The organism is Streptomyces sp. ISL-94, assembly GCF_018614075.1.
In the GTDB taxonomy this organism is placed as follows: Bacteria; Actinomycetota; Actinomycetes; order Streptomycetales; family Streptomycetaceae; genus Streptomyces.
This window is the reverse complement of the sequence record NZ_JAGGOZ010000023.1, coordinates 61,058-73,843: the sequence shown is the minus strand read 5'-3', so window position 1 is coordinate 73,843 and position 12,786 is coordinate 61,058. Positions and strand designations below refer to the sequence as shown.

At 68.6% G+C, this 12,786-nt stretch carries 10 protein-coding genes and 3 pseudogenes; 9 read left to right on the top strand and 4 right to left on the bottom strand.

The window, feature by feature from the left end; genetic code table 11:
• Positions 1–33: 33 nt before the first annotated feature.
• Positions 34–261 carry a hypothetical protein gene (locus J7E94_RS08445; protein WP_374224409.1) on the top strand — a complete coding sequence of 76 codons (228 nt, stop codon included), beginning with the start codon at positions 34–36 and terminating at the stop codon, positions 259–261.
• On the opposite strand, the gene J7E94_RS08440 is transcribed toward J7E94_RS08445, so the two are convergent.
• A complete protein-coding gene (locus J7E94_RS08440) occupies positions 239–1,072 on the bottom strand; it encodes an AraC family transcriptional regulator (protein WP_215013716.1) in 834 nt (277 codons plus the stop codon). The two genes, J7E94_RS08445 and J7E94_RS08440, sit on opposite strands and share 23 nt — an antisense overlap.
• Before the next feature lie 83 nt (positions 1,073–1,155).
• Here J7E94_RS08440 and J7E94_RS08435 point away from each other — a divergent pair, with 83 nt between their 5' ends.
• A complete protein-coding gene (locus J7E94_RS08435) occupies positions 1,156–1,521 on the top strand; it encodes a cupin domain-containing protein (RefSeq protein WP_215013714.1) in 366 nt (121 codons plus the stop codon).
• Positions 1,522–1,545: 24 nt separating this feature from the next.
• On the opposite strand, the gene J7E94_RS08430 is transcribed toward J7E94_RS08435, so the two are convergent.
• Positions 1,546–2,808 carry an MFS transporter gene (locus J7E94_RS08430; protein WP_215013712.1) on the bottom strand — a complete coding sequence of 421 codons (1,263 nt, stop codon included), beginning with the start codon at positions 2,806–2,808 and terminating at the stop codon, positions 1,546–1,548.
• Between the two features lie 212 nt (positions 2,809–3,020).
• Between J7E94_RS08430 and J7E94_RS08425 the strand changes: the two genes are divergently transcribed.
• The 7 genes and pseudogenes from J7E94_RS08425 to J7E94_RS08395 all read left to right on the top strand — a co-directional run.
• Positions 3,021–4,178: a glutamate--cysteine ligase gene (locus J7E94_RS08425; protein WP_215013710.1), complete on the top strand. Its 1,158-nt coding sequence runs from the start codon at positions 3,021–3,023 to the stop codon at positions 4,176–4,178.
• A 451-nt stretch (positions 4,179–4,629) separates the two neighbouring features.
• Positions 4,630–4,995, top strand: coding sequence for a hypothetical protein (locus J7E94_RS08420; RefSeq protein WP_308344718.1), 366 nt, complete (start codon positions 4,630–4,632; stop codon positions 4,993–4,995).
• Positions 4,992–6,254 (top strand): RNase A-like domain-containing protein, encoded by a 1,263-nt coding sequence (locus tag J7E94_RS35605; RefSeq protein WP_215013706.1) that lies wholly within the window; start codon positions 4,992–4,994, stop codon positions 6,252–6,254. The genes J7E94_RS08420 and J7E94_RS35605 overlap by 4 nt, the downstream gene beginning before the upstream one ends.
• A gap of 22 nt (positions 6,255–6,276) precedes the next feature.
• Entirely contained in the window at positions 6,277–6,933 is a 657-nt protein-coding gene (locus tag J7E94_RS08410; protein ID WP_215013705.1) for a contact-dependent growth inhibition system immunity protein, read from the top strand.
• A 335-nt stretch (positions 6,934–7,268) separates the two neighbouring features.
• Positions 7,269–7,621, top strand: a pseudogene (locus tag J7E94_RS08405) (arsenate reductase ArsC).
• Between the two features lie 5 nt (positions 7,622–7,626).
• A pseudogene (locus tag J7E94_RS08400) lies at positions 7,627–7,841 on the top strand (NAD(P)/FAD-dependent oxidoreductase); the annotation flags it as partial.
• Positions 7,842–7,953: 112 nt separating this feature from the next.
• Positions 7,954–8,341: pseudogene (locus J7E94_RS08395) on the top strand (transposase family protein); the annotation flags it as partial.
• Positions 8,342–8,530: 189 nt separating this feature from the next.
• Here the strand turns inward: J7E94_RS08395 and J7E94_RS08390 are convergent.
• Complete coding sequence (locus J7E94_RS08390; protein ID WP_215013704.1) at positions 8,531–8,707, bottom strand: hypothetical protein; 177 nt, start codon at positions 8,705–8,707, stop codon at positions 8,531–8,533.
• A complete protein-coding gene (locus J7E94_RS08385) occupies positions 8,692–12,786 on the bottom strand; it encodes a trypsin-like peptidase domain-containing protein (RefSeq protein ID WP_215013703.1) in 4,095 nt (1,364 codons plus the stop codon). The genes J7E94_RS08390 and J7E94_RS08385 overlap by 16 nt, the downstream gene beginning before the upstream one ends.

Genomic DNA, 12,786 nt, shown 5'->3' with positions numbered 1-12,786 from the left:
GCGCGACCGGCCCCGGCCGTTCACGCCGGCAGCATGACGATTCCCTCCCCGACAGACCCGGTGGCCGTCCTCAGCGGCCTGTACGCCGCGGAGTCCGCCTACCTGGCGGCCGGCGGCCCCGGCAAGGCCACCTTCGACCTGCTCGCCCCCTTCTTCGCACCGGACGCCGTACTGCACCAGGCCGAGGGCCTGCCCTACGGCGGAACCTGGCGCGGCCACGCGGGGCTGGATGCGCCCTTCACGCCCGGGCGGATCGGGTGAACCGCGCCGGACTGGTCCCGACGTGCCGCCCGAAGTGCCGTGTCAGATGCGCCTGGTCGTAGAAGCCGGCCGCCACGGCCGCCTCGGCCGGCCGCATCCCGGCGAGCAGCAGCCGCCGCGCCAGCGCCACCCGACGCCCCGTGAGATACGCGTGCGGCGGCAGCCCGTACGCCGTCCGGAAGCTCCGGATCAGGTGCGTGGGGTGGACGTGTCCGAGCTCCGCCGAAGCCTCCTCCAGGGCGATCCCCTCGGTCACCCGCGCGTCGAGCAGCTCCCGCAGCCGTACGGCGAGCCCGGCGCCCGGCGCCCCGTACTGCGTCGGCGCGCGCCCCGCGAGCCACCGGTGCAGCCGTTCCCGTACGAAGGCCAGCCGCGACTCGGCCTCCAGCCGCTCGACCGCCCCGGCCGGCAGCTCCCGCGTGCCGAGCGCCCGGTGCAGCCCGTGCACGCGCTCCCGTAGCGACGGGTCGAGCAGCAGCGGGGCGCCGACGGCGGCCCCGGTCAGGCTTTCGGGCAGGACGGAGGTGTCGAGGTAGAGGACGCGCTTGCGGAAGCCGGCCTCGGTGACGGTCCGCCCGTCATGGACCACCCCGGGCGGCAGCAGGACCACGGCATCCCGGACCCCGACGCCGTGCCGCTCGCGGTCCAGCGCGAAGTCGACGCGGCCGCCGTCCAGGATCATCAGCGTCCAGGTGTCGTGCACGTGCGCCGGGTAGGCGTGGTCGGTGAACCGGGCGTGGAAGACCTCGGCGATCCCCGGGACCGGCGGCTGCCAGGCGGAGACGGTGCTGCGCGGACGTATCGCGGCCATGTCAGGACCGTAGGCCATCCCAGGAAGGCAGGCGTGTCAGGAACGTACAAGACCGCCCGCTCCCGGCCCGGCAGCCTGAACCCATGACACCGAACACCCCCGTGAACATCGCGCAGAAGCTGTCCGCCTTCGACGAGCGGTGGGCCCCGCGCCGCATCGCCCGCGTCAACGACTACGAGGTCAAGGCCGCCAAACTCCAGGGCGAGTTCGTCTGGCACACCCACGAGGACACCGACGAGCTCTTCCTCGTGATCAGCGGCACCCTGACGATCCGCCTCCGCGACGGCGACGTCGTCCTGGAGCCCGGCGAGCTGTACGTCGTCCCGCGCGGGGTGGAGCACTGCCCGGCGGCGGACGAGGAGGCGGCGATCCTGCTGTTCGAGCCGACGGGCACCGTCAACACCGGAACCGCGGGCGGCGAGCGCACCCGGGAGCCGGTGGACGCCTGACGCCTCCGCCGGCCCCCCTGCCGCTCAGGCCTGCGGCGCGTATGCGTCGTAGCGGGCGAATCCGCGCCACCGCAGCGCGAGCAGGCCCAGTACGAGGACGCACGCGAGCCCCCCGCCTGTGATCGCCACGGCCGGGGAGGTCAGCTCAGCGGCGGTCCCGGCGAGGAAGTCCCCGAGCCGGGGCCCGCCCGCGACGACCACGATGAAGACGCCCTGGAGGCGGCCTCGCATCTCGTCGGGAGTGGCGGCCTGGAGCATGGTGGTCCGGAACACCATGGAGATGGTGTCCGCGCACCCGGCCACCGCCAGGAACAGCAGCCCCAGCCACAGGTTCCGGGTCAGCCCGAAGACGGCGATGGCCAGTCCCCAGGCGGCGACCGCGAGCAGGATCGCCAGCCCGTGCCGCCGGATACGGCCCTGCCAGCCGGAGAACAGACCGCCCAGCAGCGCCCCGACGGCGGGCGCGGCCGCCAGCAGGCCGACGGTCTTGGCGTCGCCGCCGAACCAGAGCCCGGCGATGGCCGGGAACAGCGCCCGGGGATGGGCCAGGACCATGGCGGCCAGGTCGGAGAAGAAGGTCATCCGGATGTTGGGACGGGTCCCGAGGAAGCGCAGGCCGTCGACGACGGAGGCCCTCCCCCGCGCGCCGCTCTCACGGTCGGGCTTCATCGACGGCAGCCGCCACATCGCGTAGAGGGCGGCGCCGAAGGTCACGGCGTCGATCAGGTACGCGGCCTGGTAGCCCCACCAGCCGACGATCAGCCCGCCCAGCATCGGGCCGGCCATCATCCCGGAGGTCATGGTCACGGAGTTCAGGGCGTTGGCGGCGGGCAGCTGATCGGCCGGCAGCAGCCGCGGGATCATGGCGGAGCGGGCCGGTCCGGTCAGCGCCCCGCACACCGCCTGGAGCGCGACGACGCCGTACAGGAACCAGACCCGGTGGTAGTCGAGCAGCGCGGCCGCGGCCAGCGCCGCCGACAGCCCGGCGGCGGCCAGCGAGCTGTGGAGGCCGAGCTTGCGCCGGTCCACGGTGTCGGCGATGGCGCCGCCGTAGAGCCCGAAGGCGATGAGCGGGACCAGCGTGAAGAGCCCGACGAGTCCGACGGAGAAGCTGGACCGGGTGATGTCGTAGACCTGGAGCGAGATCGCGAGGGCCGTCATCGCCTGGCCGAGCCAGGAAATGGTGCCGCCGATCCACAGTCGCCGGTAGTCAGGGGACGTGCGCAGAGGGGTGATGTCGGCGAAGATTCGCCGCCTGGTCGGGGCGGGCGCGGTCGTACGAGTCACATGGGATGGTAACCGCCGGCCGCCAGGAGCCCCCGGCCTGTCCGCCCCTTCCCCCCACCCGCACCATGCGCCCCACCGGGCACCGAGGTCCCGAGCCGGGCGAATTTTGCCGGTAACCCGCCACTATCACCGGACATTTGACCGAATCGGCGTGCGCTGCCCGCCACGGGTTCAGCTCATGATGAAAAGACTCGTATGTCCAGGGAGGCGTAGTGATCGAACCTGGCAACAGCACCACGAGCACCGACACCGCGCGGAACACGGTGCGCTCCACCGTCCCCCTCACCATCGGTGTCGAGGAGGAGTTCCTGCTCGTCGACGCCCGCACCTTCCGGGTGGTCCCCGCCGCCCCGCTCGTCCTCGCCACGGCGGGCGGGCTGCCGGGCGAGCTGCATGCCGAAGGCACCCGCTACCAAGTGGAGATCTCCACCCCGATCGCCCACTCGGCGGCTTCGCTGCGCGAGGAGCTCGCCGCCCGGCGGCGCACCCTCGGGCGGGCCGCCCGCGCCCACGGCTGCCGTCTGCTGGCCGCCCCCTCGCCGGTCGTGGCCGTGGAGGGGCCGCTGCACCTGACCGACGACGAACCGCGCCAGCGCGAGCAGCACCGCCGCTTCGGCGCGCTCACCGACACCCTGGTGAGCTGCGGCCGGCACATCCACGTCGGCACCCTCGACGTGGACACGGCGGTGGCCGTCTCCAACCGGCTCAGACCATGGCTGCCCACGCTGATCGCGCTGGCCGCCAACTCGCCGTTCTGGGGCGGCCGTGACACCGGTCACGCCAGCTGGCGGGCGATGGCCTGGTCGGGCTGGCCCTCGGCGGGCCTGCCCCCGCACTTCACGTCCACGGCCCACTACCGGCGCTCGGTGCAGACCCTGCTCGGATCCGGGGCGGCCCTCGACACCAAGATGGTCTACTGGGACCTCCGCCCGTCCGGGAACTGGCCCACGCTCGAGATCCGGGCGCCGGACATGTCCCCGGACATCGACACGGCCATCCTCCAGGCCGAACTGGCCCGCGCCCTGGTGTCCACGGCGCTGCGCGAGATCGCGGAGCAGCGCCCGGAGCCGGCCCTACGGGACGACGTCCTGCGCCTCGCGCGCTGGCGGGCGGCCCACGACGGCCTGGAGGGATTCGGGCTCGACCCGTACACGGGCGTCGAACTCCCGGCGGCCGACCTCGCGGAGGCCCTGCTGGACCTGGTCGCTCCGGAACTGGCCGCCGCCGGCGACCTCGACCACGCGGCCAAGACCCTGGCCGGCCTCCTCCGCGACGGCTCGGGCGCCCACCGCCAACGCGCGGCGTTCGCCCGCCGCCAGGACCTGACGGACGTACTGCGCCACCTCGCGGACGAAACGGAGAACTTCTGACCGCGGCGCGCCCTGGCACCCCGCTCCGAATACGCCAAAGCCGCAGGTGAGATCGTTTCTTCACCTGCGGCTCGCAGTGGGGCGGGTGGGACTCGAACCCACGGCCGACGGATTATGAGTCCTCTCGGGATCTTGGCGGCCTTTGCGCTCTGACGCGGACCTGTAGCGTTTACGCAGGTCAAACGGCACGGTCTGCGCTGCTACCTGCCACCCCTTGCCAGCCTGTTCCTGCCCTTGCGTCCCCTGGCGGTCCCCCGGGGACAGCCTCTGCACACCCACAGCCGCGGCGGCGTGATCAGACGATGCCCCCCAGACAGATGGGTCTCAGGTGTGCACCGAGACGCCTGAGCGGGACAAGTTGATCTTTGCTCGTTCTTTGAGTTCTCCGCAGTTGCGAACGATCGGTCGCAGTTAGGGTCGTATGGCTGCGAGGGCAACGGAAGGGGACGCGGTGGGCGACGAGGGCAAGATTCTTGACATCAAGACGGCTGATCTGAAGGCAACCGCGCCGGTGTTCCACGATCAGAGCGTGGCGCTCGGCACGGCCCTGGGCACGCTTGCCGCATCGCTGGCGAAAGCGGGGGCCGCCTGGGGAGACGACGACCCGGGCAAGGAGTTCAACGACAAGTACGGGCCGATCGTCGCTCAAATGGTGGAGTCCGCAGGCATCATCAAGGACGGCTTGGCGAGCATCCACACGGCGATGACCGACATGGCAGACGGCCACATAGAAAACGACGCTCTGGTCGGGGCCATGTTCCGCAAGGTCGCCCCGGCGCCCGCCGGGGGGCCCGACGGCCCGGGCCACCAGCAGTGAGCACCGGTGACAAGGTCCGGGAGATCGTCACCGACGTCACCGGAATCGAGTGGCCCGCCGCCAACGTCGGAAAGCTGCGCGACATCGCGAACGCCTGGCGGACGTTCGCCGACGACATGGAAGACGTCGCAGCAGCCGCCAACAAGGCCGCTCAGACACTGATTCACAACAACACTGGCGAGGCCATCTCCGCCTTCGCCGATCCCTTCTGGGCCCGCTATTACCGCGACAAGAAAGGGTGGCTCCAGGACCTCGTCGACGGCCCCCGCTCCCTGGCGGCCGGGATCGACCAGTACGCCGATGCCGTGGCTGACGCGAAGAAGAAGCTCGACCGCGAACTGGAGATCGCCGGCGCCGTCATCGTCGCCGGCACGGCCCTGGCGTTCTTCACCCTCGGCGCCACCGAAGTCGCCGCGGCGGCGGCCACCGCCACCATTGTCGAGCTGGCGGCAACCGTGGGCGTGGCCCTCACTACCGAGGTCGCCACCATCGCCGGCACCGTCTTCGCGACCGCGGCCATCGCGGGCATCGAATCCGTCACCGTCGACCTCGCCGTCGCGCAACCGCTCAAGATAGCGGCAGGGCTCCAGACCGGCTTCAACCTTGACGAGGCACAGGATGCCGGAGTCTACGGAGGCCTTACCGGCGGAGTCTTCGGCGGAGCCGGGAAGGCGTTCCAGCTCGCGAGGGAGGGCGGTGGCTGGACCAGCCTCCTGGGAGGTGTCCGCCTGCCGGGCTACACCCCGGAATTCGCGCTGCCCAGCGGGCTCGCGGTCGAGGCGGGCGATCTCGGCATGCTCCTTCGCGACGGAGAGCCGAACGCCTGGCCTCGCAGTAAGCGAAAGGGGCCGCTCAGTCCCAGGTACCGTGCCGATATCGCGGGCGACGAAGGAAACAACGGCTCGCATACCATCGAGCGGCACGTGACTATGACGACGCGCGACCTGCGTGCGCGCCTCCGAAGCAACCCCGGAATGGGTGCGGCATCCAGATACATAGACGAGGCCTCTGCTCAGAGATTCACTGATGCGGCAATGGTGAAACACCAGAAGGAGATCGGCGAATGGCTCGCTAACCCCAAGAGGAAGAAGATGGACTTCTCTGAGCACTTCGACGAGGCAACCGGCATGAGTCTGACCCGGGAGAACTTCAAACGCGGAACCGCCGCACAATGGGTGAACGGAGTGCAAGTGGTCCTGAAGCGTGATCCATCCGCTGCGAGCGGCTACCGAGTCCTCACTTCATATCCCATTCCATAGTTCGAGAGTAAGGCATGAACAGGTGACACCGTCGAACGATCGTTTTCGTGAGCTGCGCCAGCTGCTGCGCTCTTATGAAGTGACCGGCTATGCCTTCGATGACACAGAGGACCGCAGCGGAATTGCGCTCAGCGCCTACCTCAGGCAAGCCGCGATCGACCCCACGCGCGCAGCCGAGGCGGCAGCAGAAATCGACGACCTCCTCGAGATCGGCCTGTTCAACGATGAGATCGCGGATGACGTCGACCTCTTGCCTCACATCCACCCTCCCCACGGGAAGACAGTGGAGAGTTGTCTTGCCGTGATCGGCGGGCATCTCCGACAGTTCCTCGCGGAGCCGGCAACCCCCTCCCAGTCACCTCCTCAAACCGCATGGGAATGGAAAGAACGCTTTCCCGAACTCTCGCACCTGCTGGGAGCATACTTCCATCAAGATTTCTCGCTGGAGTACTCCTCGCACAGGGAGGCTCTGGACGACTACGCTTCAGACGCTTCGGAGAGTGACCTCCGACAGGTGGCGGACGAGATTCACGAATTCCTGATCCTCAACGAATCGGATCAGCTGCTCAAGAAGTCCGCGGCAACGCTTGGGCTCAGCATTCTCCCGCCCCAGGGCGTGCGGCTGCGTCAATGGCTGGCAGATGTGCGGCAGATTGTTCTCCACCAAAGGCAGGGATGAGTGGCGGGTAGTCGGCACGGGCTTGGCGCTCGATGCCAGGCTCGCCCGGACGGAGGCTCTGCCCGGCCTTGCCTTCCTGGCATCGCCCGCAGGCCCGGTGCATGAGGGGTTCGCGCACCGGGCCTGCTCTGGGGGTGCGGAAATGTGGATCAGAGGTCAGCCGCAGCAGTCGCCCTCCGGCTGGAGGGGCTGGATCGGATCGCAGGCGGAGCCGCCGAGCGGCTTGGCTTTCAGGCGGCCGATCGCAGTCGTGGCTCCTCCTCCGTGTTGGCGCCCAGCGCCTCGCGGTGGGCCTGGCCGAAATCGTCTGCGTCCACGACGCCGGCCGTTCAGAGATGGCGGCGGTTTCCTGCGCCACCTCGCGGGCGACCGCGTCGAGGCCCGCTCCGCCGGATCCTCCCCGGCGACCAGGTCAACCCCTCCGCCATCGCCGCGATGGCCGAGCTCGGCATCGACATCTCCGACCAGAAGCCCAAGGTCCTCACCCCCGAGGCCGCACAGGCATCCGACTACATCATCACCATGGGCTGCGGGGACGCCTGCCCGTACTTCCCTGGCAAGACCTACCTCGACTGACAGCTCGAGGACCCGGCCGGCCAGGGCATCGAGGCCGTCCGCCCCATCCGCGACGAATCAAGACCCTCATCGAGGGCTGATCGCCGAGATCGACGCCAAGCAGGAGGCCTGATACCGGTGACCGAGACCACCACGACCGATGAGATACGCGACGTCATCATCATCGGCTCCGGCCCCGCCGGATACACCGCCGCCCTCTACACCGCCCGGGCCCAGCTGAAGCCCCTGTTGTTCGGCAGCTCCATCTTCGTCGGCGGCTCCCTCACCACGACGACCGAGGTCGAGAACTTCCCTGGTTTCCCCAGGGCGTCGACGGCCCGGCCCTCATGGAGCTTCTTCAAGTTGGCCACTGATCGGGTGACGGGCGAGGGCGCGTAACGGGCAAGGCTCCCGGACAGTTGAGCGAGAGATCTCACGTCTCAACTCGATTGACAGGGAGCCTTGTTGGTTGCCTATCCTGCCGCATTGGACCTTCCCCATGCCCTTGTGGAGTGGGTGACGATGCTGATCGTCACCCGGGAGGGTGATCGCCGGTGCAAGCTGCCGGCGTCCCAGCGGGCCCTCATCGCGCTCGTGTACCTGCGCAAGCACGACACCCTGCCCAAATCGCGGCCGGCTTCCAGATCAGCGAGAGCACCGCCCACGCCTATGTGCACAGTGTGATCACGCATCTGTCCGCCCGCGCTCCCTCACTCACCCGCGCACTGCGACAGCACACCCGGAGTACGTGCTCGTGGACGGCACCCTCGCCGAGTGCGACCGCGTGGGCGACGGTCAGGGCGACTACTCCGGCAAGCACCGCAAGCACGGCGTGAACATCCAGGCCGTCACCGCGCGCCGCCGACGTATGAGCGGACGGCGATGGGATCTCGAAATGAATTTGGCTCCACCTTCGCATTGAGGACGGTGCATTTCCGCCGGGTTAAGCGGTCGACTGTCTCCCGCCTGGTCGGAGCCGGATAGGGCGGAACAGGATTAGGGCGGTCTTCTCGTGCTCTTCCCAGACCATGGATATTGTCGTTCACGTTCCGTCGGTAAGGCGGCCCACGTCTGCCAGCTTGATGTCAACCTGGCACCGTATGGCGTAGCGCATAGCAGCCGTGCGGTGCTGCGCTGCGAGCTGCGGGTACTTCCAGAGGCTCGTACAGCCGCCCAGGATGACCGACGGGAAATAGCCGGCGATCAGCCTGACGGACATGCTCGGCCAGCCGATTGTCCCGGCAGGAAGGCCGTTCGTTCGTCCGCGCTGAGATCTCGGTTTACGTTTCGACAGATGATGCGGATTGCGGCATCGGGCTCAGGTAGGACCGAGTCCCACAGCCTTGCGGTCTGGTCGGAACTGCCAGTGGCAAGGGTGCGCTTGTCGGGGCTAAAGGCGACAGACCATACCCAGTCTGCATGGCCAGCGAAGGTGGCGAGAGCCCTGCCGGTGGCCACGTCCCACAGCCGTGCGGTCTTGTCCTTGCTGCCAGTGGCGAGCGTGTGTCCGTCCGGACCGAACGCCACCGAGGTCACTGCGTCCGCGTGGCCTGTGAGCGTGGATCGAGGCTTCCCTGTGGCCACGTCCCACAGCCGTGCGGTCTTGTCATTGCTGCCAGTGGCGAGCGTGTGTCCGTCGGGGCTAAACGCCAACGAGGTCACTGCGTCCGCGTGGCCTGCGAGCGTGGATCGAGGCTTCTCGGTGGCCACGTCCCTCAATTGCACCGTGTTGTCAGAGCTGCCGATGGCGAGGATGCGCCCGTCCGGGCTGAACGCCACGGAACTCGCCGAGAAGCCCGCCCCATGGCTGACGACAAGTGTGGTGCGGATGTGACCGGTGGAGAGGTCCCACAGCCGTACCGTCTCGTCATTACCGCAGGTGGCGAGGGTGCGTCCGTCGGGACTGAACGCCACCGAGGTCACTGCAGCTTTGTGGCCTGTGAGCGTGGATCGAGGCTTCCCTGTGGCCACGTCCCACAACCGCACCGTCTTGTCAGAGCTGGCGGTGGCGAGAGTGTGTCCGTCCGGGGTAAATCTCACGGCCCAAACCGCGTCCGTGTGGCCGGTGAGGACGAATCGAGTCTTGCCCGTCTTCGGATCCCACAATCGGGCGGTGCGGTCATCGCTGCCGCTGGCGAGGGTGCGCCCGTCCGGGCTGAATACCACCGCCTCTACCGCGCCCGTGTGGCCGGCAAAGCTGGCTCGGGCGTTGCCGGTGGCCACATCCCACAACCGGGCGGTGCGGTCATCGCTGGCGGTGGCGAGGGTACGGCCGTCCCGACTGAACGCCACCGCCTCTACCGCGCCCGTGTGGCCGGCAAAGCTGGCTCGGGCGTTGCCGGTGGCCACATCCCACAACCGGGCGGTTTGGTCGGCACTGCCTGTGGCAAGGGTGCGCCCGTCCGGGCTGAACGCGACCGCCCACGCCTGATCAGTGTGGCCTACGAGCGTTTTGCGGGCCTTTCCAGTGGCCACGTCCCACAATCGGGCTGTCCCATCAGAGCTGCTGGTGGCGAGGGTGCGTCCGTCCGGGCTGAACTTTACGGCCCAAACAGCATCCGTGTGGGCAGAGAGTATGGTACGCATCTTGCCGTTGGTCACGTCCCACAACCGGGCCGTGCGGTCCTTGCTGGCGGTGGCGAGGGTGCGCCCGTCAGGGCTGAACGCCACCGAGTACACCCAGTCGGCGTGGCCGGTGATGATGGTGCGGATCTTGCCAGTGGCCACGTCCCACAACCGGGCCGTGCGGTCCTTGCTGGCGGTGGCGAGGGTGCGCCCGTCCGGGCTGAAGGTGGCCCAGCTCACCCAATTTGCGTGACCAGTGAGGATGCTGCGGGTCTTGCCCGTCATCATGTCCCATAGCCGCACCGTGTGGTCGGTGCTGCCGGTGGCGAGGGTGCGCCCGTCAGGGCTGAACGCCACCGACCACACAGCACCCTTGTGTCCAGTGAGGACGGTGCGGGTCTTCCCTGCAGCCACATCCCACAGCCGTACTGTGTGGTCGGTGCTGGCGGTGGCGAGGGTGTGTCTGTCGGGGCTGAACGCCACCGAGTACACCTCACCTTTGTGGCCGACCAGACGCCGGTGCAGCGGGAGGGCTGCGGCGTCCTGCAGACTCGCAGCGGCTTCGGGAGTATGGCTCGCGCGGTACGCATAGATGGCCAGCAACGACGCCAGATCAGGGCTTTTGTCGATGAGCGTGTTTGATTCCGCAGCGAGTTGCCGCGACAAACCTGCTTGTCGTTCGGCTTCAGCTGTCCGCCATTGCCACAACGCTCCCGCTGCGGCGACGAGTGCAAGAGCCAGCACGGTAGCGAGGATGACGTTGATGCGCCTGCTGCGCCGGATGACCGCCTGCTGGCGCTGCTTGCTGACAGTGAGGAAGGCTGCGAGGTCGCCTGGCAGGCGGCGCTTGCGTGACCATTCGAGGCCTTCTGCAAGTGCTGTACCACCAAGCAGGTCTCCCGGGTCGGATGTTGCGGCCCAGCGGGCGTACCGATCGCGGGTGCGGTTCAGCCATCCTTGGAATCGGCGATCTTGGCTGACCCACTCGCGCAGTGTGCCCCAGTCACGGATGAGGGCGTCATGGATCAGCTCGGCCACCGGTTGGCCAATAGGGGCGTCGGGGCGTTCCGGGGCGTGCAGTGTTTGGGTGGTGATGATGCGGTGGTGCGTAAGGGCGGCGAGGACGTCGTTGACGGTTTTGCCGCTGCTCGCGTCATCGGGATCGGCGGCCATGTCGTGCAGTTCGTGGAGAGGGACCTGCGCCCGTACGGCGGGTACGTTACGGGCGGGGTCAGCGGGATGCACTAGGGAGGTCAGGATTTCCCGTGCGATGGGCCGTTGCTCGAGGCCCAGCTCATTGAGGGCGGTGTCGCACCAGTTTGTAAGGCTCCCGCTGACCGCACCGATGCGGCGGTACGCGTCATGGGTGAGGTACCCGTCGCGGCGTCTAGCCCATAACTGGCTGAGTGTCAGTTCCAGCAAGGGCAGCATGGTGACCGATGCCTGGCGCCCTGCGGCTGCCTCGGGGCTGGGGACCAGGACGTCGGTGACGATCTGCTCCGGCAGCCCTGGTTGAAAGTGCAGTCCCACGTCCTGGGCGGGCAGGGTGATGATGTCGTGCAGGTCCTGCTGGCTCAGGGTGGCCGGCACGTTGAGGAGGCCGGGCATGGCAGTTTCCAGCAGCTGGGGAGTCAGGGCGGCCAACTGGGGGTAGAAGTCATCTCGCATGACCAGGATCACGCTGAGCTCAGCCGACGAGTCGACCGCAGTGGCGATCTCCTCCGCGGCGGCCAGACGGTCATGCTGGCCGGGCTCGGTCAGGAGCTCTTCGAACTGGTCAATGATCAACAGGATGCGCTCGTAGGTGGGTTCAGCCGCGAGTTTGCGGCTGACCGCTGCGGCAATCCCGTAAGTGGTGGCCCCGGGCAGTCCGGCGCGCTCGATTTCCGCCAGCAGGTCCCGTCGCGGCCGGAGCAGGACTGGCAGCCACCGGTCACTGCCCGGCAACTCGCCCGCGGCCAAGGCACCCAGGACGCCTGCTTGGATCAAGGACGACTTGCCCGAGCCGGAGGGACCGAGCAGCAACGTGAGTCGCCGCTGCCGGGCCAGGTTCGCAACGACCTGTCGGATTGCGTCCTTGCGGCCTTCGAACCAGCGGGCCTGCTCGGCGGTGAACGGCTCCAGCCCCCGGTAGGGGCACAGGTCCTGCACCGCCAGTTCCGGCAGGGTTTCGCGGAGCACCTGTGTCGGAGTGACGTAGGCGATGCCCTGTCCCCGTCCGTACGCGTCGGGGGCGGCGATCTCGGTGAGCATGCCAATGACCAGGCCGGTTACCTCGTCAAGGACCGGTGCACCGCTGAAGCCGGTAGTGAGGTCGTTGGCGAGGGTCAGCTGCAAATGTGGTCCCTCGCCCGCGACGGTCGGCAGTAGATCACCGGCCACCCCGAAGCCGAAGTGTCCCTGCGGCGGTGCCTGGGCGGGGAAGCCGAAGGAGCGCACATGGTGGCCGCGGCAACCTGCTGCGGAGCCTAGTGGCAACGGCCTCATGCCGGCCGACGTGCTGCGGAGACGGATAACGGCAAGGTCGTCCTGCTCGGGAGCACGCCATCGTTCGTTCAGGACGCGTCCCTCTAGCTGGCGGCCGCCCTCCAGATGGGGGAAGGCCAGCCGCACCGTCTGCCCCGGGCCAGCTGCCGCTGCCTGGACGACGTGCGCACAGGTGACCAGGAGGCCCTCGGCGACCAGAAAACCCGCCCCAGCCACCCTCCCGTTCGGTGCGAGGATCTGGGCCAC